General features: G+C 56.4%; 20 protein-coding genes. 16 read left to right on the top strand and 4 right to left on the bottom strand.

Annotation, left to right across the window (positions count from 1 at the left end; all coding sequences use genetic code 11):
* On the bottom strand, window positions 1-648 hold a 648-nt coding region (locus SCM96_13535), incomplete at its 3' end, for a transposase (protein ID MDW7761641.1).
* Window positions 649-1,010: 362 nt separating this feature from the next.
* Between SCM96_13535 and SCM96_13530 the strand changes: the two genes are divergently transcribed.
* Genes SCM96_13530 through SCM96_13485 form a run of 10 tightly spaced genes read left to right on the top strand, consistent with a single transcriptional unit; the run spans window position 1,011 to window position 12,623 of the window.
* A complete protein-coding gene (locus tag SCM96_13530; protein ID MDW7761640.1) occupies window positions 1,011-1,217 on the top strand; it encodes a helix-turn-helix domain-containing protein in 207 nt (68 codons plus the stop codon).
* Window positions 1,214-4,060, top strand: coding sequence for an SNF2-related protein (locus SCM96_13525; protein MDW7761639.1), 2,847 nt, complete (start codon window positions 1,214-1,216; stop codon window positions 4,058-4,060). Before SCM96_13530 ends, SCM96_13525 begins: the two co-directional genes overlap by 4 nt.
* On the top strand, window positions 4,057-4,305 hold the full coding sequence (locus tag SCM96_13520; GenBank protein MDW7761638.1) for a hypothetical protein: 249 nt from the start codon (window positions 4,057-4,059) through the stop codon (window positions 4,303-4,305). Before SCM96_13525 ends, SCM96_13520 begins: the two co-directional genes overlap by 4 nt.
* Before the next feature lie 23 nt (window positions 4,306-4,328).
* Window positions 4,329-4,538, top strand: coding sequence for a hypothetical protein (locus tag SCM96_13515; GenBank protein ID MDW7761637.1), 210 nt, complete (start codon window positions 4,329-4,331; stop codon window positions 4,536-4,538).
* Complete coding sequence (locus SCM96_13510; GenBank protein MDW7761636.1) at window positions 4,531-6,867, top strand: AAA family ATPase; 2,337 nt, start codon at window positions 4,531-4,533, stop codon at window positions 6,865-6,867. The genes SCM96_13515 and SCM96_13510 overlap by 8 nt, the downstream gene beginning before the upstream one ends.
* 21 nt (window positions 6,868-6,888) lie before the next feature.
* Complete coding sequence (locus SCM96_13505; GenBank protein MDW7761635.1) at window positions 6,889-7,026, top strand: hypothetical protein; 138 nt, start codon at window positions 6,889-6,891, stop codon at window positions 7,024-7,026.
* Window positions 7,023-7,727 (top strand): AbiV family abortive infection protein, encoded by a 705-nt coding sequence (locus SCM96_13500; GenBank protein MDW7761634.1) that lies wholly within the window; start codon window positions 7,023-7,025, stop codon window positions 7,725-7,727. The genes SCM96_13505 and SCM96_13500 overlap by 4 nt, the downstream gene beginning before the upstream one ends.
* Window positions 7,724-9,430, top strand: coding sequence for a site-specific DNA-methyltransferase (locus tag SCM96_13495; protein MDW7761633.1), 1,707 nt, complete (start codon window positions 7,724-7,726; stop codon window positions 9,428-9,430). Before SCM96_13500 ends, SCM96_13495 begins: the two co-directional genes overlap by 4 nt.
* Window positions 9,427-9,933, top strand: coding sequence for a DUF1016 N-terminal domain-containing protein (locus SCM96_13490; protein MDW7761632.1), 507 nt, complete (start codon window positions 9,427-9,429; stop codon window positions 9,931-9,933). The genes SCM96_13495 and SCM96_13490 overlap by 4 nt, the downstream gene beginning before the upstream one ends.
* Window positions 9,930-12,623 carry a DEAD/DEAH box helicase family protein gene (locus SCM96_13485; protein MDW7761631.1) on the top strand — a complete coding sequence of 898 codons (2,694 nt, stop codon included), beginning with the start codon at window positions 9,930-9,932 and terminating at the stop codon, window positions 12,621-12,623. Before SCM96_13490 ends, SCM96_13485 begins: the two co-directional genes overlap by 4 nt.
* Before the next feature lie 97 nt (window positions 12,624-12,720).
* On the opposite strand, the gene SCM96_13480 is transcribed toward SCM96_13485, so the two are convergent.
* The gene (locus tag SCM96_13480) at window positions 12,721-14,832 is read right to left on the bottom strand and encodes a DUF4910 domain-containing protein (protein MDW7761630.1); all 2,112 of its coding nucleotides are present in this window, start codon (window positions 14,830-14,832) and stop codon (window positions 12,721-12,723) included.
* 62 nt (window positions 14,833-14,894) lie between these two features.
* Complete coding sequence (locus tag SCM96_13475) at window positions 14,895-16,160, bottom strand: hypothetical protein (GenBank protein MDW7761629.1); 1,266 nt, start codon at window positions 16,158-16,160, stop codon at window positions 14,895-14,897.
* 156 nt (window positions 16,161-16,316) lie between these two features.
* Between SCM96_13475 and SCM96_13470 the strand changes: the two genes are divergently transcribed.
* The 4 genes from SCM96_13470 to SCM96_13455 all read left to right on the top strand — a co-directional run bounded on the left by SCM96_13470 (window position 16,317) and on the right by SCM96_13455 (window position 19,694).
* Entirely contained in the window at window positions 16,317-16,613 is a 297-nt protein-coding gene (locus SCM96_13470; protein MDW7761628.1) for a hypothetical protein, read from the top strand.
* Window positions 16,614-16,751: 138 nt separating this feature from the next.
* Window positions 16,752-17,543 carry a sulfide-dependent adenosine diphosphate thiazole synthase gene (locus SCM96_13465; GenBank protein MDW7761627.1) on the top strand — a complete coding sequence of 264 codons (792 nt, stop codon included), beginning with the start codon at window positions 16,752-16,754 and terminating at the stop codon, window positions 17,541-17,543.
* 49 nt (window positions 17,544-17,592) lie between these two features.
* Window positions 17,593-18,279 carry a bifunctional nicotinamidase/pyrazinamidase gene (pncA, locus tag SCM96_13460; protein MDW7761626.1) on the top strand — a complete coding sequence of 229 codons (687 nt, stop codon included), beginning with the start codon at window positions 17,593-17,595 and terminating at the stop codon, window positions 18,277-18,279.
* Between the two features lie 11 nt (window positions 18,280-18,290).
* Window positions 18,291-19,694 (top strand): nicotinate phosphoribosyltransferase, encoded by a 1,404-nt coding sequence (locus SCM96_13455; GenBank protein MDW7761625.1) that lies wholly within the window; start codon window positions 18,291-18,293, stop codon window positions 19,692-19,694.
* Here SCM96_13455 and SCM96_13450 read toward each other — a convergent pair.
* Window positions 19,685-20,665, bottom strand: coding sequence for an arginine deiminase family protein (locus SCM96_13450; GenBank protein MDW7761624.1), 981 nt, complete (start codon window positions 20,663-20,665; stop codon window positions 19,685-19,687). The two genes, SCM96_13455 and SCM96_13450, sit on opposite strands and share 10 nt — an antisense overlap.
* Window positions 20,666-20,904: 239 nt before the next feature.
* Here SCM96_13450 and SCM96_13445 point away from each other — a divergent pair, with 239 nt between their 5' ends.
* Window positions 20,905-21,390: a hypothetical protein gene (locus tag SCM96_13445; protein ID MDW7761623.1), complete on the top strand. Its 486-nt coding sequence runs from the start codon at window positions 20,905-20,907 to the stop codon at window positions 21,388-21,390.
* 105 nt (window positions 21,391-21,495) lie between these two features.
* Complete coding sequence (locus SCM96_13440) at window positions 21,496-22,218, top strand: hypothetical protein (protein MDW7761622.1); 723 nt, start codon at window positions 21,496-21,498, stop codon at window positions 22,216-22,218.
* Window positions 22,219-22,490 lie beyond the last annotated feature (272 nt).

Genomic DNA, 22,490 nt, shown 5'->3' with positions numbered 1-22,490 from the left:
CTTGCTCTCGCGCGTTCCATCCCAAACGGCCACCAGTTCTTTCGTTCCGTCCTCCAACGCTCCTATAATCACCAACATACACGGTCTCTCGCGATCCAGCCGGACATTGAAATAGATCCCGTCCACCCACCAGTAGACATATCGCTTGCCGTTCAGATCGCGTTTGGCCCAACTCTCGTAATCCTTCACCCAGCCTTCTTTCAAACGCACGATGTTCGTCGCCGAAAGCCCCGCCGCATTCGGCCCCAGAATCGCCTCCAGAGCCTCGGAAAATTCTCCTGTCGAGATCCCCTTCAGATAAAGTACCGGGATCAGTTCGTCGACGCTCGGCGTTCGACGCATGTACGGCGGCAGGATCCGACTTGTGAACTTCTCACGACCGCTGCGATCCCGAACCCGCTCCTGGCGGATGCGAACCGGCCCGGCCCCCGTGACCAGGTCGCGATCCGGAAGATGACCGTTCCGGACGATCGCCCGACGGCCGTCCTCCATCCGTTGATGCTCCATTCGGCTCAAGTACTCTTCCACTTCGTTCTTCAGAGCTTCCTGAAGCATCCGTTGTGCCCCTTCCTGAATGATTCTGTCCAGAAAAGAGCGCGACTCAGAAACCATTCGATCTTTTTCCTCTTTTGCAGTAATCTTGTTCATGAGCGTATCCTTTCGGACCCTTCCGGGTCCATGTTGAATTGGAAAATCCAACATAGGATACGCTCTTTCCTTTTCCTTTCATACACAAAATCGGATTATATCTCGCGGGACGAGCTCCGTCGGCGGTTGGAAACAACGGACTGGGAACGCGCCCAGGCGGACATCCGTCCGTTCCTGGAGCGGGAGCGGGAGAAACTTGAATTCGCCATATGCTTCACTCCCTCATGAATAGGAACCCGCCGCCGCAACCCCCTGATTTCATGCGACTCCGTGCATTTTCCTCTTGACATTCGAACCGATTCTCTTATACTTTCTTTGGTTCTATTTTTGATTCGCCGGTGCAGAGCAGCAGGGGAACGTCCATGAGCAATGAAGAGCGTTGGGTAGATATCGAGGAAGTGGCGGCCCATCTCAGCGTAAACAGGGATTCTGTCTATCGTTGGATCGAAACGAAGGGTTTCCCCGCCCATCGTGTCGGGAGGTTATTTCGGCTCAAGCTTTCCGAGGTGGATGAGTGGGTCAAGCAAGGCGGCGGCTGGGAGAACAAGAAGCACGGTACAAAGGAATGACCACCGTCTACCACAGCCAGTATTGGGCGCATGCCCTCACCCTGCGAGGGGCAACCGGCACGATTGAAACCCTATCCCGGTCGATTGCAGGTGCTCGTGTGGACCTGAATCCTCATCAAGTGGACGCGGCGCTTTTTGCCATTCGCTCGCCGCTCGCGAAGGGCGTCATCCTTGCCGACGAGGTCGGGCTAGGCAAAACCATCGAGGCGGGCATTGTGATTGCCCAGCGCTGGGCGGAACGGAAGCGACGAATCCTTGTCATCGTGCCCGCGATTTTGCGCAAACAGTGGCAACAAGAACTCGAGACGAAGTTCTACCTGCCGACAAGAATCCTGGACTCCCAAGCCTTCAACTCAATACATGAGGACGGGATTGTCAATCCCTTCGACTCGCCGGACAAGCTGGTCATCTGCTCCTATCATTTCGCCTCTGCCAAGTCGCCCGAGGTGAGCCGCGTCCCTTGGGACCTTGTGGTCACTGACGAGGCCCACCGCCTGCGTAACGTCTACAAGAAGTCCAGCAAACTTGCCAGGAGCATCGCAGATGCGGTCGGTCATTCTCCTAAGCTCCTGCTCACGGCCACGCCGCTTCAGAATTCGCTGATGGAGCTTTACGGTCTGGCCAGTGTCATCGATGCCCATCTTTTCGGAGATGCGGCATCCTTCCGCGATCGGTTTGCTAGAGCGACCGACGAGGGAGAACGGAACTCCGATCTGCGGAGTCGTCTTCAGCCTGTTTGCATCAGGACATTGCGGAAGCAGGTGGTGGAATATATCCCCTTCACGCGGCGGGTTCCGATAACACAGGACTTCCTGCCGAGCGACGCGGAGCAGGAACTCTACGAGGCCATCTCTGAATACCTCCAGCGGGAAAACCTTTTCGCGCTTCCGGCAAGCCAACGGACACTGATTACGCTGGTTCTGCGTAAGCTCCTGGCGTCCTCGACCTTCGCCATTGCCGATACGCTGGAGCGACTGGCGACGCGCCTTGAATTGCTGTCCAACAACCAAGAGCGTCTGCTTGACGACAATGACATCGAGGGGATCGACGACCTTGAGGATGAATTGGAAGAAGAACAGGAGGAAACCGGAGAGACCTCCGCCGAACCTCCGCCTTCGTTCGATCCTGCAAAACTGAAGGCGGAGATTGCGGACTTGCGGCGCTTTGTCGAGCGGGCTAGACGTATCTATGCAAATGCCAAGGGCGACGCTCTTATCCCGGCCTTAAAGATCGCCTTTGAAAAGGCCCAAGCGCTGGGAGCTGAACGCAAAGCCGTCATCTTTACGGAATCTCGCCGTACACAGCAATACCTTTTTGATCTTCTCACGAGGAGCGGGTACGAGGGGCAGGTCGTGATGATGAACGGCTCGAATAGCGATCCGCAATCAAAGATCATCTATCAGGCGTGGCGCTCGCGCCACGGCGACGAGGAGGGGATGACGGGTTCCCGTGCGGTGAATATCAAAGCCGCCATCGTCGAGCACTTCCATGAGAGCGCCGTTATCTTTATCGCCACGGAGGCGGCCGCCGAAGGCGTGAATCTTCAGTTCTGTTCTTTGGTGGTCAACTACGACCTGCCTTGGAACCCACAACGTATCGAGCAGCGCATCGGCCGCTGCCACCGCTATGGACAGAAACATGACGTCGTGGTCGTGAACTTCCTCAATCGCCGGAACGAGGCGGACCAACGCGTCTTCGAAATATTGAGCGAAAAATTTCGTCTATTCGACGGCGTCTTTGGCGCAAGCGACGAAGTGCTCGGCGCGCTCGAATCCGGCGTAGACATCGAGCGCCGCATCGCCCTGGTGTACCAGACTTGTCGAAACAGGCAGGAGATCAAGACCGCCTTCGACAAACTGCAATCCGAACTGGATGAACAAATTCAGGCGCGCATGGCGCAGACTCGAGTGGTTCTGCTTGAGAACTTCGATGAGGACGTGAGCGCTCGGCTTCGTGTCCATCGGGATAAGACGTTGGAGAGCCTCGGCGAGCGGGAACGCTGGCTCTTGGAGCTCACGCGGACCGAACTTAACGGCCATGCCAAGTTCGAACCGGAGCGGCCGCGATTCCATTACGCGGGACCACACGCTCGCCAAGGCTGGTATCACTTCGACTGGAAGGAGGCCGAAAAAAACGGCGATATCTTTTATCGGCAGGATCACCCGCTTGCCGCCCATGTCATCCAGGAAGCGATTGCCCGCAACCTCCCATCCGCCTCGCTTCGGGTGGACTACGCGGGTCATAGACAAGTCGTCAGCATCCTGAAGCCGCTCTTAGGTCGTTCGGGGTGGCTTGAACTGTCCAAGCTGACCGTCGAGTCGTTCGACGCGGAGGAATTTCTAGTTTTTGCTGCACAAACCGATGACGGGATGACGTTGGACGACGAGACCTGCGGAAAACTCATGCTTCTGCCCGCCGTTATCGAGGGGGCGGTTGCCGGGCCTATCCTTGATCTATCGTCCATTCGGCAGGCCGAGGTGCAATCGCGGCTGAAACAGGTGGAAGAAAGGAACGGCCGGTTCTTCGACGAGGAGGTTCTCAAGCTGGACCGCTGGTCGGACGACCTCAAGCAGGGTTTGGAGCGCGAGATTAAGGAACTCGACCGCCAGATCCGCGAGGCGCGGAAAACGTCGGCACTCTCCGCTTTGCTTAGAGACAAACTGGAGGCTCAGAAGGCGCTGAAGTCATTGGAGGGCGAGCGCAACCGAAAACGGCGGGAGTTGTTCGACGCTCAGGATGCGATTGACGGCCGTCGTGACGAACTCATCGAACGCATCGAGGGCCAACTCCGGCAGCGACACGCCGTCAAGCCGGTATTTTGTTTCCGGTGGAGGCTGGCATGAACACGAATGCCCCGGCCAACTTGAAGAAAATATCCGCTCTTCTGCGTCAGGGCGAGGGCCCGGCACTGGAGTTCAAGCGTTCGACCGTAGTGGTCACGTTCAAGGTCAGAGCAGGCTCCACGGCTCGCGTTGAAATCTCTTTTGAATGCACCATCCTGGAAAAGCCCAACAGCCGGTTGCGGAAATACCGGCTGACCCTGGCGGGTGAACGCGCCCTGAAGGAGCGGTTCGGGGAGGAGAGATAAGTGTACCCAATAGGAGAACAATTATGACAGCCAACGCGACTGATAAAACACCGAACGACTTGCTTGCGGAAGAAGTGGCGGAGGCATTGGCGTCCGCTGGCCTTATACCGGAGAATCGTAAAGCCGATCTTCTCTCGAAACTGAAGGTTGGAGGGGTGAAGCAGGAGGACTGGGGGCTCTGGGTCGACATCGCGACTGCTCCCAGGAAGCCTATGGAGACAGATCATGTGTAAGCCAATCACCAAGATAGGATTGAACGGCTTCCGCGGTGCCACAACTGCATTTGAACTGGAGTTTGACCCGCAGAAGAGCATGACCATGTTGTTCGGCGAAAGCGGCTCGGGCAAGTCGACCATCCTCGATGCAGTAGATGTTGTATGTAACGGAACTGTCGGGTGCCTAGGGGACGTCAGTGTCGGACAGAGTGCTGGCAAGTATCTATGTACGATTGGTTCCTTGCCTGCAACATTGAGAGCGACGATCCATTCGGGAGGTGAAAGCTGGGTCGGTGCTCTGCGTAAAAACGCGATTGATGTGACTGGTCCGACAAACAAACCGTATGCCAAGATTCTGCGCCGCAGCAAAATTCTTGAGCTTATCCTTGCCCAGCCGAATGAAAGGTATAAAGCACTTCGGCACTTCATAGACATAGGCATTGTCGAGCAATCTGAAGGAGCCCTTGAGCAGAAAATCAACGATACCAACAGTGGCATAAACGAGCAGATTGCTGCCAAGGACAGAATGTCGACCCAGTTGAATAACTTCTGGGAAGCTGAGCATCGTCCAGGTCCCGGCGAGACCGCCATGGCTTGGGCGCAGAACAAAGTGGAGACGGGAATCGCACAACTGAACACCCACCTAGAAAGGCTCAAAGCAGTAGTCGCGGTCATTGATGAAGCGGTCACAGCGAAGACGCAGTACATGTCCAGAGTCTCCGAGGTGGCTACCCTTGGGGGTGAGTTGGCACATGCTAACGAAGCGATAGCAACGGCACCAAGCGTCAATGCAGCCACCGCAGTGAAGCTCCTCGAGTCTCTCGAGAAGGCAAAGGCTTACATCGAAGCCGAGGCCGGCCTCGACAAGTGCCCGACCTGCCAACGCCCGATTGGACGGGACGAACTTCTCGATATAGTGAGCCGGGAGTTCTCTCAGCTTTCCGTGTTGAAAGATCTCTCTGATAAGCGTAAGAGCATTCAGAAGAAACTCGACATCGCTTCTGCGCTTCTGACCGAGGCCAATGATACTTTAGTGTCGGCCTCACAAGCTGCCCATGGTGCGGTTGTCGCCGAGGATATGCCTGAGGTGACCGCGCTAGACGTCCGTTGGCCCGACTGGACTGCACCAGAGCAGGATATGCCGTCCCTCGTGGGCATTTGTGAGTGCCTGGACGGCATTCGGCTGACTCTGGAGGAAAAAAGGAACGCTGCCCAGCGCGATGTTAATCAGTTCAACTCCATTAGCGAATGGTGGAGGGGCATCAATGGAGCCAACCACAAGGTCGCTGAGTTGGACCGCATCCGACAAGGACTCAATCGGGCCTATGACATTGTCCATAATAAGCGCGTGACTTTTGTTCAAGGCATTCTTGACTCGATTGCTCAGGAAGCCAATAGACTTTTCCAGGCGATTCATCCTGGGGAGGCCATCGGGCTGGAGCGTCTGAAAATAGAGGAAGAGCGACGGGGATCGGTAAGCCAATCCGGCGTTTTCCATGGGTACATTGATATTCCACCTCAAGCCGTCTTCAGTGAATCCCACATGGACACGTTGGGGTTTTGTGTTTGGCTGGCCCTGGCTAAGCGCGAGTCGCCTGGACACACGGTTCTGCTCGTTGACGACATCTTCTCTTCGGTCGATGCCCCTCACCTCGGGCGGATTATCGATCTCCTCAGCAGCGAGGCACAGAACTTCCTGCAGGTGATCGTGGCCACACATTACCGCCTATGGTGGGATCGCTGCCAAAATGCACAAGGAATTCAACGTATACACCTCGGTCAGTGGAACTTTGGCCACGGGATCGCCGCCCAGAACATGCCGCTTGTGACAGATCAGTTAAGGAAGGCTATCGCCAACCCGGTCTTGGATCGCCAGGCAGTATCGTCTAAAGCCGGCATTTTGCTGGAAAGTATCCTGGATGAGCTTACCATGCTGTACGAGTGCTCGTTACCTCGAAACGAGCTAAACCAATACACGCTCGGGGCTTTGTTGAATGGTTGTGTAAGGCTCTTCACGAAGCACAACCTCTCCGTACTGTTGAATAGCAATTGGAATACTGCTGGCCAGCCTGAGAATTGGCAGGCAAGCACCGCCAAGACCACTTTCGATCGCGTGAACGCGATGCTGTTCATCCGCAACCAGGTAGGATGTCACTTCAGCCCGCCAGGCATGGAGATACCCGACAACGACGTGCGTGAATTCGGGAAGGCCACGATTGACCTATTTGAGGCCTTGACCTGTCCGAATTGCGGATGTCTTGCGTCAAAGGTCAATACCGGCGGCACGGCCTTGAGGTGTTCATGTAGTAAGCAGACCGTTCAGATGACGCCGGTGGCTCTAACATAACCCGCGAGGAAGCAGGTTGACATGGCCAAAAACAAGACGAAACTGGAGCTGACCTGGATCGGCAAGGAGAACCGGCCCCGGCTGAAGCCACCGATCCTGGTCGAGGTCCCGGCCCACTGCCACCTTGCCCGGACCCGCGTTAAGGAGTCCGTACGATGAAACAGGCATTCCTAGACCCAGCCCGGCGGTGTTGTGACAACGGTCGCCGTTTACTCAACGAGGCTGAGCTTCTCGAATTCGAGCGACCGCCGGCAACTCGCTACTATCTTTCCATCATCGCCCAAGAGGAATACGCTAAGGCGTTCCTGTTGTACTTGGTCTCGATTGATGCGATATCTTGGACTCCCCTTATATTAAGGGCAACACGTAACCATCAATCCAAGCAGCTTGTGGGTATCGTCCTTGACTATATATCGCCGGACACAGCCGAGTTCCTCCGCAGGATAGACACCTGGATGCGAGAGAAAAAGGGGCTCGATCTGCCTGCCAGCGTCGTAGACGCCATGAACATTTTCCGCCACGAGAAAATCAGAAGATGGGAATCGAACACGTGGGTTTGGGCAGAGGATCCTAATTATGATAAGACGGCTGTCAGTGTCGCAGAAGGAAAGCGAGACATGGAGAAACAGCGGGCTCTCTATGTGGAGCTCACAAAGATCGGAGAGGTCAGCGCAACTCCTGAGCAAGTTACAGAACAGCAAGCAGATGATGAGTATGAGCGCGGTCGGCGCTTCGATTCGTGCGTCTGCGGCCTGGTGTGCGGTGAGGCGACTGGGGCATGGAATTACGAACGTGTGGAACACTGCTTCAAGTTACTGTTCTCGGAAGCAAGTGCCTTCCTTGAATCGAGACCGTCATGAGCAAGTTGAACAGATTGGAGCTCACCTGGATCGGCAAGGAGAATCGGCCGAAGTTGGAGCCGCGCATTCTTATCGAAGACCCGGAGAAGTCCTACCACGCGTCGTTCCGTACCGGAAAGAACGACATCTTCGATAACCGGGTCATCTTCGGAGACAACCTCCTCGCCCTCAAGGCGCTGGAGCAGGAATACGCGGGGAAGGTGAAGTGCATTTACATCGATCCGCCCTACAATACTGGGTCGGCGTTCGCGCATTATGATGATGGTGTCGAACACTCCCTTTGGCTTTCTTTGATGCGTGACAGATTGGAAATTCTGCGGTCGCTGGTGGCTGAGGAAGGTGCGATCTGGATTAACCTCGATGACAACGAGGCACATTACTGTAAAGTGTTGCTTGATGAAACATTTGGGCGTCCGAACTTCGTGGCGAATGTGCTCTGGCAGAAACGCACGTCTCCAGACATGCGCGCATGGCTCGGTGCCGGGCACGACCATATTTTGGTGTATGCGAGGAACATCGCAAAGATGAAGCTAAACAAATTGCTGAAGACGCCAGAACAAGTCGCCCAGTTCAAGAATCCCGATAACGATCCGCGCGGTCCGTGGGTGTCCTCGGACTACACAGCGCAAGGATTCAGACCGAATCAAATGTACAAGATCAAGACACCCGGTGGTAAGGTCTACTCGCCGCCGAAGGGCGTGTGCTGGAAGAATGTTGAGGAAGTGTTCCTGGAACTTGTCGCCGACAACCGGATTTGGTTTGGCAAAGCCGGCAACGGCATGCCACGGCGCAAGACATTCTTATCCGAATCAGAGGGCAATCAGTCCTGGACGTGGTGGCCAAACGATGAAGTGGGCCATACGCAGGAAGCTAAGAAGGAGAGCATCGCGCTGTTTGGCGAAGACGATGTGTTTGATACACCAAAGCCGGAACGGCTTCTGCATCGCGTCATCTCTCTCGCCACCAACCCTGGCGACCTTGTTCTCGACTCCTTCGCTGGTAGCGGCACAACGGGCGCGGTAGCGCATAAGATGGGCCGCCGGTGGATCATGGTCGAACTCGGCGAGCATTGTCATACGCACATCATCCCGCGCCTGAAAAAGGTGATTGATGGCGAGGATAAGGGCGGCATCACCGAGTCCGTGGGCTGGAAAGGCGGCGGCGGATTCCGCTACTATCGTCTTGCGCCTTCGTTATTGAAGAAGGACGAGTTCGGCAACTGGATTATCAGCAAGCAGTACAATCCGGCCATGCTGGCCGAGGCGATGTGCAAGCTGGAAGGCTTTACCTACGCCCCCAGCGACACGGCCTACTGGAAACATGGGCACTCGACGGAGACGGATTTTATCTACGTGACCACACAGACGCTCACCCGCGAGCAGTTACAAAAACTCACGGACGAGGTCGGCGAGGGCCGCAGCCTCCTCATCATGTGCGGCGCTTTTCGGATCAAGAACCTCGACGAGTTCCCGAACTTGACGGTGAAGAAGATTCCGAAGGCAGTCCTCAACCGCTGTGAATGGGGAAAGGATGACTACAGTTTGGAGATCAAGAACCTGCCGGTGCGGGAGGAACCGCTGATTGGGCAGGTGGAGACGGATGCGGAGAGGCGGATGAAGGGCAGGACTAAGGCGGAGCGACGGGCACAGGCGGCCGGCCAGCCCTCGCTTTTTGACCCTCCGCCGCAGGAGAAGAAACCATGAAGCGAAAAACGGGCATATCGAGGCCGTCGTCGCCAGTGTATGAACGTATCCGGAAGATACTGGATTCCGCGAGAAGCACTGTGGCCCGTTCGGTAAATACGACGCAGGTGGTCGCGAACTGGCTGATCGGGCGGGAGATCGTGGAAGAGGAGCAGAAAGGCCGAGCGAGGGCCGAATACGGCAAGCGGCTGATCGAGAACCTATCGAAGCGTTTGGTGAAGGACTATGGCCGTGGTTTCGCCGTCCGCAATCTGGAGACCTTCAGGGCGTTCTATCTGGGATACCCAGAACTTGTGATTCCGCACGCAGTGCGTGCGGAATCGGCGGATCATCGCTCGCGAGGGATTCTCCACGCAGTGCGTGGAGAATGGAACGATATGGTCTCAATGCCCTTGGCGGTCATCCCGCACGCGGTGAGTGCGAAATCCTGGAAGCCGGGCTGGCTTCATCCGAACTTGTCTTGGACGCTGTCCGGCCCGACAAAGACGGGAGGCGCAAAATGAATAGGCACATCAACATCATCGCCAACCGCCTGAGCCTCCGGCCGCCCCAGCGCGACTCGCTGGAGATTCTCGCACGGCTCTGCGACATCGTGCCGCTGGAGAAGAACACCGACGTGGCCCAGGCGCTCAAGGCCGTTCAGGCCGAATATGCCACGGTCACGGACTTCGAGCGGGACTTCCCCTCGCTCTGCTTCGCCCTGGCGACGGGCGTAGGCAAGACCCGGCTCATGGGGGCGTTCATCGCCTACCTTTTCAAGGCCGAGGGCATCCGGCACTTCTTCGTCCTCGCACCGAACCTGACCATTTACAACAAGCTCATCGCCGATTTCACGCCAAATACGCCGAAATACGTCTTCCAGGGCATCGCCGAATTCGCGGTCGAGCCGCCGGAGATCATAACCGGCGACAACTACGAGAGCGGCCGGGGAGTTCGGAGCGGCCGGCTCTTCGAATCGAACGTCCACATCAATATCTTCAACATCTCGAAGATCACGAGCACGGAAACGCCCAAGGGAGCCGAGAAGACCAACGTTCCCCGCTTCCGGCGGCTTCAGGAGTATATCGGCCAGAGCTACTTCGACTACCTCTCGAAGCTGGACGACCTCGTGCTTCTCATGGACGAGTCGCACCGCTACAGGGCGTCGGCGGGCATGAAGGCCATCGGCGAGTTGAAGCCCGTCTTGGGCCTGGAACTCACGGCTACTCCGCATGTGGAACGCGGCGGCGGGACGCAGGTGTTCCAGAACGTCATCTACGCTTACCCGCTATCGAGCGCCATGGCGGATGGGTTCGTCAAGGAACCCGCCGTGGCCACCCGCGAGAACTTCAATCCGAAGAATTACGATGACGTCGGGCTGGAACGGCTGAAACTGGAAGACGGCGTGCGCATCCATGAAAGCACGAAGGTGGAACTGGAGGTTTACGCCCGCGAGAACGGCAAGCCCATCGTAAAACCCTTCATGCTGGCGATCGCCCGGGACACCGGGCATGCCGACGCGCTCATGAAAGCTATCGAGGATGAGGCGTTTTTCGAGGGCCGATATAAGGGCAAGGTCATTCAGGTTCACTCCAAACAGAGCGGCGAGGAGAGGGACGAGACCGTCGAGCAACTTATCAACGTTGAGAAGCCGGACAACCCGACGGAGATCGTCATCCACGTGAACATGCTCAAGGAAGGCTGGGACGTTACGAACCTGTACACCATTGTCCCCCTCCGGGCCGCGAACTCAAAGACGCTGGTGGAGCAGTCCATCGGTCGGGGTTTGCGCCTGCCCTACGGGAAACGCACCGGTATGAGTGCGGTGGATCGGCTGACCATTGTCTCCCACGATAAATTCCAGGAGATCGTGGACTATGCCAACAGCCCCGACTCCGTCATCCGGGGCGGCCTGAAGGTCGTATATGTTACCGACGAACGGTCCAAGGTCGTGGTGGCTGAGCCGGAGATCATTCACCGGATTCAGCCTTTGGCCGTAGCGGAGGGTGAGAGTGAGTACAGGGTTGAGCAGCCCAAATTGTTGTTCGAGAACCCCAAGGAGCAGGAAGCGGCCAAGGCGACGCTCGAAGTCATCCGCAGGGAGTTCGAGCGCCTGCCGCGTTCCGCCGATCTGACAAAACCGGAAATCCAGAAGCAGATCGTCGAAAAGGTCAAGGAGATCATTTCGCCGGCGCAGCAGGAATTGGCAGGGATCGCGGAAGCCGTGAACGTGGCCGAGGTCGTGGCCAAGACCATCACGCTGCGGAACGCGCTTTCGATCGACATCCCCCGCATTACGGTCCAGCCCGTGGGCGATGTGGTCCGCGGATATCGGGAGTTCAATCTCAATCTCGCCGGCGTTCGCCTCCAGCCGGTGGACAACGAAATTCTCATCCAGGAACTGCACCGACGGGAACAATATCGGCTTATGAGCGGCACGGGCATCGTCCCGGAGGAGAAGCTCGAGGACTATCTCGTGCGCGGCCTCATTGATTTCAACGACATCTGCTATGACGACCACGCGGTGCTGCTCTACAAGCTGGCCGGGCAGGCCGTGGCGCATCTCCGGTCCTACCTCAAGAACGAGGACGAGGTGCTGAACGTTCTTCAATACCACCAGCAGGCGTTGGTCAATCTGATCCATGCCCAGATGCAGGAACACTTTGAGGAGAAGGCGGAGGCTTACGAAGCGCATGTGAGCAAGGGTATCACGACGATGCGCCCCAACAACTACTCGGCTCCTGCCGGGGAAGCCGAGCGGGACTTCCGCGCACCCGTCGCCGACAAGCAGGACATCCGCAAGATGCTCTTTGCCGGATTCGGGAAGTGCCTCTACCGGGTCCAAAAGTTCGACTCGGACTCGGAGCGACGGTTCGCCATGGTTCTGGAGAACGACAAGGAAGTGCTGAAGTGGTTCAAGCCCGCCAAGGGCGACTTCCGGATTTACTACGCGAGCGAGGCGTCCTACGAGCCGGACTTCGTGGTCGAGACGAAGACTGTGAAGTTTCTCTGCGAACCGAAAGCTGCAAGCGAGATGAACGACGCGGATGTGCTGGCCAAGGCCAAAGCTGCGGCGGAATGGTGCTCCCTTGCCACCGCGCATGAGAAGCCGCACGGAGGAAAGCCGTGGACGTATCTGCTCATTCCGCATGACGTGATTACGGATAACAAGACGCTTCAGGGGCTGGCCGCTTCATACTCTCCAAGATCGTAAACGCCAAGCACGAAAAAATCTGGAAGCCGGCTAACAACCGGCCGGTTCCCGCAACCTGAAAAGCCAACTCCCTCGTGGAGATCTCCCATGGTTAGATTTATATATGGCTTGACAGGTTCTCCGCGTTCCAAAAAACCAGCTCCGCACGAACGAGAAGGTCGATATAGTCCTCGACCCATTTCAGCGGAATGGGCTGAAACTCGGCGCTTACGGCGTTTCGGATATCAATCAGACTATTTTTGCCGTCGATGAAGTTCAGGATTTCGTAGGGGATGAGCCTGTTTTCCCGGAAAAGGGGCAGGTTGAAGGCGCTGTCCGGGGCTCCCGTTTTTTCCCTGAGGAATCCCGTTCCGGCGGGACCGATCCACTCTCTGTTTCGGCGCGGGATAATCCCGGCGGCCCGTATTTCATCTTCGGATGGGGACATGTCCTGCGGCGTCACGGCGATGATTTGACAGGTGAAAAGGTAATGATCCTTCAATCGCTCCCGGGTCCCGGCTTTTTCCCGGCTCAACGTTTCCGCAAGTTGATCGATATAGCCGGCCGGGTTTCCTTCCCGCCTGGAATAATCTTTGAGCGTCAGCAGAGAGGCGGTTTCCCGCTTGTAGGCTTGGTCGATGAAATTGAGAGCCTCTTTGTAAGCGTCGTGAAGATCCTCTTTCCCGGCCCGATTGATCCAGGCTAAGCCGCGCTTCAGTTCCAGGGCGATCCGGGATCGGGACACGGCCGAGATTTCTCCGGCCAGGCGCCGGGCTTTATGGGGGCAGTCGTCCATAAGAAAAACAACAGCGGCCGCGGCCAGCACGCCGGATCGTTTCAATTGGGTGGGATCGCAGATTTCGGGCTGATCTCCGCTGGCGTGATAATAGCGGTCCGGCCAGGCGTTGAAAAAGGGCATGGGGACGGCGATCAGGCCGTCATTGAAAATGTGCTGATCGCTTCCGCCCGTGTATCCCATGACTCTCGATCGGAAGGCATCCCGGCTTCCGGTCAGCGAAAGGACGGGAAAGCGGGACTCCGTGCCCAGGGATTCCATGTTGTTTGCCGTTACGAATTCGACCAGGTTGATGAGAAGGTCGTTGATGTAATGAGGCCGGGAATGAGGTGTGAGATGAAGGAAAAATGTGGAGTTATTGTCGTTCAGATACTGTCCGACCATGTCGAGGTTGATTCCGGCAACGGTTCTTTCGATGATGTCGGGGTGTTTGACGGCGAAGGCGATGCTGCCGCTGAATTCCGGAACCCAGAGAAAACGAAGGGTTCTTTTCGGCCTCTTGATTTTGCCGTCCTCAATGAGCCGGACGAGGGCCCGGCCGATCTCCAGGAGGCAGGCGCTTCCGCTGGCATTGTCGTTGGCCCCGGGTTTGTAATGGCAGAGGTGGGCCGTGAGAAGGATTTCCTCGCCGGCAAGCTCCGTTCCGGGAATCACGGCGACGACATTTTCGTAATGCCCGGGCCCGATTTCGGTCTCAACGACGGCCCGGACAAAGATCTTTTCGCCGCGAAGCAGGCGGTCGCGCAGTTCTTCGCCCCGCCGCCGGGACAGGCCGAATCCGAACGCCGGTGTTTCGTCGCGGATTCTCGTCGTGCTGACGGCGTCGGGCTCGTCATGGGCGAAGCGCTGGTTGATCACGACGACGCCCAAGGCGCCGTAGCCATCCACGGCCAGGGATGTGACGGAACCCATCGGGCCGGTCGCCAGAACGACATTTCCTTTGACGCTGCGATTTTCATAATCCGAGCGGGAGGTCCCGGCTCCGACAAAGATCAGTTCCCCCTCCACATCGCAGCTCCGGCTCATGATGGCCAGGGATACGGGAATGTCATGGAAGCTTGTCAGCTTTTCTTCCTTCGGCCGCGTGATCCAAAGTTCGGCGAACCGGACGTCCCAGGCCGGACTCGACCGGGTCATCGAATAAGAGATGTCTCCGTCCGCCGGATATCTTTCGATTCGGACGTCGCTGAGACCCGACTTTTTCGCCTGTTCCGCCACCCATTCTGCGGCCTGAAGATAGTCCCGGCCCGGCTGCAGCCTGTGGAAATGGGCCATGTGTCTGATGGCATCCAGAGTCCGCTCGCCCGAGATTTCGTTGTTCAGGGCCCGGAGGTCTTTTTCCGATAGGACGGGGTCATGATTTCGGGCTTCGAGCTGAACCGTTAAGGCAATCAGAATGGAAATGGCAAGAGACAAGATTTTTGCTTTTTTCATCGCGACCTCCAAACGACATTCGGATAATTCCTCCCTGCTTGTATCACAGGCTATCGGGGAGTTCAATGTGTTCGGCGGAGGATCTCCACGGCTTTGGCCGGGACAGGGTCGGCGCCGGCGACGACGTCGGCCTTCGTCCGCCGCACCTCAAGATCGGGACGGATCCCGACGCCGACGAAATCGGTCCCGTCCGGAAAGAAGTCCCACTTCGTGCAGATGCCGGCGGATGTTCCGTACAATATGATGCGCAGCGGCTGCCCGGTCGAACCGCCCGTCGGTTCGCCGTTCACTTCGATCAACTCCATTCCCGGAAGGATTCCTGTGGCCTGCATCTCGGGTGTCATTCCCACGCCGGTGACGACCGGACGGCCCTCAATAGGTTCGATGTTCAAAAGCGGCCTGTCATAAGAATGGATCCCGCCAACCCACGTGTGACCGTCCCGCAGAAGGGCGATGCAATCCTGCAGGACGCGGATATATTCCTCCTGTGTCCGGGCCGCCTCGATGCGGGGAAGGTAAAGATCCAGGACCCGTTCCCAATCCAGTTCCGGGCGGCTGTCCAGGAACACAAAGTTGGCTTTGACTTCACTCCAGAGCCGGACGAAAGAAGTCGTTCTCATCCGCCGGACCTCGTCCTCGTTGGGAACCGCCGGCGGGATCCAGGTGACCGCATGGGGATCGGCCAGGGCCCGGGCGGTTGCATTCATCAACAGGGTCAGCGAATCGATGGCCTCGTCGATAAATGCCAGTTCCTTCGGCGTATTGTCCCCGTCATCGGGATGCAGGATCTCGAAAGGAATATCCACACCGAAATTGAACAGTCGTGTTCCGTTCCGGACGACGGCCGCCACGGCATTCCGGCCGGATGAGCTTCGAATCGTGAAGAAGCGGAAGGAGTCGGGCCACGTGGCGCTGCTGTGCCATTGCCCTCTCCGGCTCATCAGCTCCCGGCAGGCGGCCTCGCTTTCGAATTCGAGGAGGTCGATCCAGGTGCTGACGCCCGTCGTTTCAAAATGTTTCCAGGCAACATGTTCCTCGACTGGAACCGTCTTGCCTCCGATGCGGATTTCCTGTCCGGGGGTTGTCTCTTCAACCGGAAACCCGGCGGTGCTCAGCTCTTCGGGCAGGCGGAGTGCGGCCGAATCCAGATCGCCGTCCAGCGGTCCCTCCTGAAGGAATTCGATCATGGGAAGCGGCTGATCGACGATTTTCCGGAAATTGTCCATATAGGTTGGGGCGGTCGGTTCCGGGTCAGGAACACCCGGTTTGCAGAGAACCGTCATCGCGCTCAAAATTAAAACCACCGTGATCAGGCGTGTTCGGGTCATTGTTTCAGCCTTTCGATTCCGAAATTTCTCTCGAGAGAGATTCGAAAGTGTAGACGCCGATCCGCCCATAGGGTTGCCTCGAAAACCAAGATCCCGCAATGCCGCCTGTCTTGACAACACAGCCAAGGGGCGCTAGATTTGTGATCGAAGATAAGCATGGACACGATGGAAAAAAAACGCGGCCATTATCTCGGAACTGAAATCGACGGGAAGTGGTGGCGGCGCTATGCCAAGGACGGGCTCCTGGCGCGGGGAATCGGCGAGTTCGGGATGGATGAATCTTTCATGATTGCGTTTCGCGATGTGCTCGATGTCAAGGTGGGCAAGTGGCATTCCGGCAAGTGGGCCGGGGGCCAACCGGTCGTCAAGATCATATGGAAGAAAGCGGACCGGAAACGCTGGTTCAGCAGATCCGGCATCACATGCAGCAGGCTACGGACGGCGCCCGAATGACCCCTGCCGCCGAGGTTTGAGGTTCGTTTTCTTGACAACTGAACCCGCGGCGGCATAATTGTTTTTTCGCTGCATATCGGCTTCCAAGACGAATAAGAGAGGGTCTCTGCCGGATAACGAGGAGATAAAATGAGCAAGATCGAGATCGACGAACGGATTGTCACGAAGGCGATCGTCGAGCGGTACTTCCGCAAGCTGATGGACCATCTTCAGGTGGACGTGGCCATCGTCGGCGGCGGACCGGCGGGTCTTGTGGCGGGGAGCTGCCTGGCCCGCGCGGGACGAAAGGTCGCCTTGTACGAGCGCAAGCTGAGTGTGGGCGGCGGCATGTGGGGAGGAGGCATGATGTTCAACGAAATCGTCGTTCAGGATGCCGCATTGCCCGTCCTCGATGAGTTCGGGATCCGGCACCAACGGTACGAAACGGGGTATCACACGGCCGATTCCGTGGAGGCCGTATCCACCCTGACTTCGAAAGCGGTGCAATCCGGCGTTGCGATTTTCAATTGCACAAGCGTCGAGGATGTGCTGATGCGGCCGGACAGGGTGATCGGCATCGTGATGAACTGGTCGGCGGTCGAAATCGCCGGCCTGCATGTCGATCCGCTCGCGGTGCGCGCGTCCTTCGTGGTTGACGCCACCGGGCATGCGACGGAAGTCGTCAAAGTCGTGCAGAAGAAGATTCCCGGAAAACTCTCCACCCCCAGCGGCATGATCGAGGGCGAGAAGTCGATGTGGGCCGAAAGAGCGGAGACCTTGACGCTGGAGAACACGCGGGAGATTTTTCCGGGCCTGTACGTTGCCGGAATGTCGGCCAACGCGGCGTTCGGCGGACCGCGCATGGGCGCGATATTCGGCGGCATGCTGCTGTCCGGGAAAAAAGTCGCCGAGACGCTCATTCGCCAGACACCATGGGTCCCGGAGGCATAATTTTGTTGTCCGGGCATGAAACGGCAGATCGGACAAAAGGAGGCGCATCATGGAGCTCGAAGGAATTCGACATCATGACGCCGTGACCATTCAAGAAGGCGATGCCCTTCTTGTGGTCGACATGCAAAACGATTTCATGCCCGGCGGCGCACTGGCCGTCGAAAAAGGGGATGCCTTTGTGGATCAAGTCAATGAGTTGATGGCGGTATTCAAAGAAGCCGACCTTCCCATTGTCTTCACCCAGGACTGGCATCCTCCGGATCATCTCAGCTTCGCGAGCCGGCACCCGGGAAAGAATCCGTTCGATCCCTTTGAGGCACCCGGAATCGGCCCCGTCTTATGGCCCGATCACACGGTCCAGGGCACCTTCGGCGCCGAATTCCATCCCCGCCTGGATGCCCGGTTTGCGGAGGCCGTCATCCGGAAAGGCTTCCATCCATCGATCGACAGTTATTCCGGAATTTTGGAGAACGATCGCGCGACGGAAACCGGCCTGGACGGCTATCTGCGCGGCAGAAATGTGAAACGGGTTTTCATCTGTGGTCTTGCGGCGGATTATTGTGTCTATTTCACGGCCGTGGATGCCGCCGCGAAAGGATACGAGGTGTTCTATCTCAGCGATTTGACCTATCCTGTTGGATCACCGCCCGACAGCGTCCAAAAGGCCGTTGACGACATGCTTCGGAAGGGTGTGCGGTTTATCAAACATGCGAGCCTACGCGAGCGGATGCGGTGATGGCAGCAAAATTGTTCGAATTCACGGCCTCATATGTCGATCAGTATGAACTGACGATGGGGCAGGGCTATTTTCTGGCCGGGCGAAAAGACGAATCCGCCGTGTTCGACTACTTTTTCCGAAAAAATCCCTTTCAGGGGGGATACACCGTTTTTGCAGGCCTGGCGGATCTGCTGGGGGTTCTTGAGGACTTCCGCTTTGATGAAAAGGACCTGAATTATTTAAAAAGCCAATCGTTTCATCCTGAATATCTGGACCATTTGAAACATTTCAAATTCACCGGCACGATGGCCGCACCCAAGGAAGGGGATGTGGTGTTCCCGACGCGTCCCGTCCTGAGAATCGAAGGGAATCTGATCGAAACCCAACTCATCGAAACGGTTCTCCTTAACATCATCAATTTTCAGTCTCTGATCGCCACCAAGGCCGCCCGAATGCGCCTTGTGGCCGGAGAACGAACCCTGATCGATTTCGGATTGCGACGGGCCCAGGGATTGGGGGGCATCTATTCCAGCCGGGCCGCCGTTATCGGCGGATTCGATGCGACCAGCAATGTTCGAGCGGCGCGGGAATACGATATCCAACCGTCCGGAACGATGGCCCATTCCTATGTGCAGAGTCACGACAGTGAAATCGAGGCCTTCCGCAACTTTGCCGCCGCCCGTCCGGAGGATTGTGTGCTGCTTGTGGACACCTACAACACGCTGAAAAGCGGAGTGCCTCATGCGATCGCCGTGGCGAAGGAAATGGAAAAGACGGGACATCGCCTGAAAGGCATCCGCCTGGACAGCGGGGATCTGGCCTACCTGGCCCGGAAAAGCCGCGCCATGCTGGATGAGGCGGGGTTGCCCTACGTTAAAATCGCCGCCTCCAACCAGCTCGATGAGTACGTTATCAAGAGCTTATTGGATCAGGGGGCGCCCATCGATGTCTTCGGCGTGGGGACCAGCCTCGTCACCGGGCAGCCGGATGCGGCGCTCGACGGCGTCTATAAGCTGGCCCGAACCGATGGTCAACCGGTGATCAAGCTTTCGGAAAACGTGTCCAAGATCACTCTGCCCGGCAGAAAACAGGTCTGGCGCGCCATGGATAAAAAGGAATCCTTCCTGGGCGCGGACGTTGTCGGGCTTGAGGATGAAACGCACATTGCCGAGATGCACCACCCGTTCGTTCCCCATCAATCCTTTGCCGTTGAACCGTATGAACTTCAACCGCTCCTTCATCCGGTGATGGTTGGGGGCAACATCGTATCCGATCCGCCGTCTCTGAAACAAACGGCGAAATATGCCCGGGAGCGTCTGGAGAGACTTCCCGCCGAATACAAGCGTTTCGAGAATCCCCACATCTATAAAGTGGGAATCAGCCGCCGGCTCAAAACGCTGAGGGATCGCTTAATCACCAAACATCAAGAATAATCCGGGTCGTCCCCGGAAAGCTTCTCCCTCTCCAGCACACCGGTCAGGCAGCCGATCGCCCCGGCCGCCTTGCCCAGCTCATCTACCGCAACGGTGTGCGTCCTGATGCCGAGCTTTTCAAAAAAGGCACGCGTGTGCGGATTGCCCGCAGGCATAACGATCTCTTTCGGCCTGATCGTCACCACGTTCATGGCAAAGCCGTTCATCGCCTCGGACGTATCCGGGATGAATTCCACGCGGATCCGCGCTCTTTGCAGGGTTTCGAGCCCGGCCTCCGGAAAACGTCCCGGCCATGCGATGGCCAGGTGCCGATCCACGATGCGCAACAAACCCATAAGATGCATGGCGTGCGGGGGTAAATCGATTGTGATCGCTCTCACCCCCATCTCGTCGAGCACGGCGGCAACCTGCGTCGCGCCCTGCGCGTTGGTTCGCAACCCCCTGCCGATCATCACCTCGCGCTCGTTGAGCCACATGGCATCGGCCCCCTCGAACGTGGCCGCGCCGCTGATGCTGCGCACCAAGGGAATGCCCATCGCCGCCAGTTTACGGGCGGCATGCCGCTCTTCGCCTGCCCGCACCTCGGATGCCGGCCGTGCCAGGATCATTCCCTGGGGCGTGGCAAAGAACAGGTCCGCCATGAACATCTGATTGGGAAACGAGGTCTCCGGCGCGTCAAGGTCATGGACCGCAACTCCCAAACGCCGGTAGGTGTCCGCCAGCGCGTCATGCTGGTTCTGAGCGCGGAGGACGTCCAGCGGTGCGAGCATCTGGACGGCGTCAGGATCGGTGAAAGCCTGAAGCTCGAGGCCCGGCCGGTGCAGCAGCACGCTCTTCAGCGGCGCCCATTCGGTGGTGATACCGCAGGCCGCCCAAATGGATCCCAGCTCCTGCTGCAGACTCATGTTCCGCGGCCGCCAACCCCGGCCGCCGAATGCCGCCCGGAGATCTTTCCGAATCTTTTTTTTCATAATTTTCTCCTCATGCCATGCAGCCGATTTCGGGCGGGTAATGTGATTGACATTATATACCAACTTGCCGTCATAACCTCTTTGAAAGAAGATCAGGGAGGAGGCGGCATATATCCGTGGACGTTCCTTGACAATCTAACCAGTAGCGACATAATTTGTTCTTGTAACAAACCGGAGGTGCCTCCCGGCTTGCCGCCAGGAAGGCGTTCGAATAAGGTCGTCGGCAAGGTGAAAAGACAATGATTCTCAGGCTCAGCGCAAAACTCTCGAAAAAAATCGGTGTGACACCCACAGAGTCGCTTCCCATGCCCGATAATCCGTTCCTGGACTGGTCCGGCCAGGTGTTCCGAGCTAATCGTGTGGAATATATCATTGTCACGAACACAGCTTCGTTGTTTTCTCTCCTGTTCATTGGTCGAGGCGTCACGACTCCGGAAAAGTACGAGGAAGCCCTGGTGAGGGAATTTGGCGGGTACTTGGCAAGGTGTGATGAAATTTCTGTCTATTCAAAATATCTGGCCTCCTATAAAAAGAATGCGACATACTCTAAAGCGTTGAACCAATCCGTCACGGGGTCGATAAATGACTTGATCTTCAGCGCAAGATTTGCCTTGGAACTCCGGGGAATGACAACCTGGGAAGCGTCTGATTATATCAATGAGATGCCGATGTCATTTTTGAAGATGAAATCTCCGGAGACGGCATTCCAAACGCTTAAAGTGTAATGTGAAAACTGATGAATGAAACGATGGTTTTATTAGGCAAGCTGTTCCAGTGTCCGGAAAAGAGGATCCCTAGTACTTGAGCAAAGCGGATATCATGAAAATAAAATGCATCTCAAGTCGATTATTCAAAATATTTGCCTAATGTGCGAAGATAAAAAAAGCTGGCGAATAGTGCCCGGTGATGTTGATATCGAGTCATTGCGTGAAGACAAGCCTTTTGCCGCTCTTCTCAACCTGGCAAGATCTCTAAATGCTCTTCGATTCTGCCAGTTTTCTTTCCTTGCTGTCACGGATCATGACATCCCATCCGCCAGGCGTCAACGTCTCAATGCATTTCTCTTCAATTGTGCGATTTTGTTTGAAGCCCTTGTCGTTGTCGACGGCCTTGGACGGTTTTTTCGCGATTATGATGCCTTCACGGGTTTCCGTGACATCTTGCGAGATCATCGTTTCCGCTGGTTCCGTGAGCGCATACTCAACCGAATTCGCAACAAGGTTGTTTTTCAATTTGATCCTGAAGTTGCTTCAGAAGTGCTGACCGATGACATTCTGAAAAACAGTTTATTTGTTGAAAGCCGAGGTCAAAAAGCAGGAGAAGCCTACTTTGACTTGGCTGATTCCATTGCTATGAAATATATCCTCGCTGATCCTCCCCTTCGTGAAAATAACGAGAATGAATGCATGAGAAAACTTTGCAAAGATGCGATTGATCTCACGGGTTTGCTTTTAGATGCCGGTGAAACTTTAATAGCCGATTATTTGGAGCGAAGTGGCTGGCAATTGGAAACGACCGATCAAGAGATGGATAGTGCCGGAGACGAAGATTAAGTAAAATACACCCATGATAAGAAACGTAAAAATATTGCTGAGTTCCGGAACTCCGACAAGAGTTGCTTGATCTGACATCACGAACCCGGCCTTGCTGTGCTTCCTCCTGTTTTGCGGCCAAGGCGTTACAACTCCGGGATCCTTATTTTTTTCATTTTGTCCTTGAGGAAATGTTTGAGGTGTCATATTATTACATCAACAATAGGGATTGGATTGAGTGATGGTATTTGAATGGGACAAGGGCATTTTATGATCCTTTTTCGGCAACATTC

The sequence above is a fragment of the Acidobacteriota bacterium genome (assembly GCA_033549365.1).
Lineage (GTDB): Bacteria > Acidobacteriota > Aminicenantia > Aminicenantales > Saccharicenantaceae > JAWSUF01.
This window is presented reverse-complemented; position numbering and strand designations above follow the sequence as displayed.

Excerpts from the sequence above, each read along its gene's own strand:
- SCM96_13470 (MDW7761628.1), top strand. The coding sequence starts at position 16,317 with ATGGACACGATGGAAAAAAAACGCGGCCATTATCTCGGAACTGAAATC.
- SCM96_13475 (MDW7761629.1), bottom strand. The coding sequence starts at position 16,160 with ATGACCCGAACACGCCTGATCACGGTGGTTTTAATTTTGAGCGCGATG.
- SCM96_13500 (MDW7761634.1), top strand. The coding sequence starts at position 7,023 with ATGAAACAGGCATTCCTAGACCCAGCCCGGCGGTGTTGTGACAACGGT.
- SCM96_13495 (MDW7761633.1), top strand. The coding sequence starts at position 7,724 with ATGAGCAAGTTGAACAGATTGGAGCTCACCTGGATCGGCAAGGAGAAT.
- pncA (MDW7761626.1), top strand. The coding sequence starts at position 17,593 with ATGGAGCTCGAAGGAATTCGACATCATGACGCCGTGACCATTCAAGAA.
- SCM96_13490 (MDW7761632.1), top strand. The coding sequence starts at position 9,427 with ATGAAGCGAAAAACGGGCATATCGAGGCCGTCGTCGCCAGTGTATGAA.
- SCM96_13515 (MDW7761637.1), top strand. The coding sequence starts at position 4,329 with ATGACAGCCAACGCGACTGATAAAACACCGAACGACTTGCTTGCGGAA.
- SCM96_13505 (MDW7761635.1), top strand. The coding sequence starts at position 6,889 with ATGGCCAAAAACAAGACGAAACTGGAGCTGACCTGGATCGGCAAGGAG.
- SCM96_13450 (MDW7761624.1), bottom strand. The coding sequence starts at position 20,665 with ATGAAAAAAAAGATTCGGAAAGATCTCCGGGCGGCATTCGGCGGCCGG.
- SCM96_13530 (MDW7761640.1), top strand. The coding sequence starts at position 1,011 with ATGAGCAATGAAGAGCGTTGGGTAGATATCGAGGAAGTGGCGGCCCAT.
- SCM96_13520 (MDW7761638.1), top strand. The coding sequence starts at position 4,057 with ATGAACACGAATGCCCCGGCCAACTTGAAGAAAATATCCGCTCTTCTG.
- SCM96_13510 (MDW7761636.1), top strand. The coding sequence starts at position 4,531 with ATGTGTAAGCCAATCACCAAGATAGGATTGAACGGCTTCCGCGGTGCC.
- SCM96_13445 (MDW7761623.1), top strand. The coding sequence starts at position 20,905 with ATGATTCTCAGGCTCAGCGCAAAACTCTCGAAAAAAATCGGTGTGACA.
- SCM96_13525 (MDW7761639.1), top strand. The coding sequence starts at position 1,214 with ATGACCACCGTCTACCACAGCCAGTATTGGGCGCATGCCCTCACCCTG.
- SCM96_13480 (MDW7761630.1), bottom strand. The coding sequence starts at position 14,832 with ATGAAAAAAGCAAAAATCTTGTCTCTTGCCATTTCCATTCTGATTGCC.
- SCM96_13440 (MDW7761622.1), top strand. The coding sequence starts at position 21,496 with ATGCATCTCAAGTCGATTATTCAAAATATTTGCCTAATGTGCGAAGAT.
- SCM96_13485 (MDW7761631.1), top strand. The coding sequence starts at position 9,930 with ATGAATAGGCACATCAACATCATCGCCAACCGCCTGAGCCTCCGGCCG.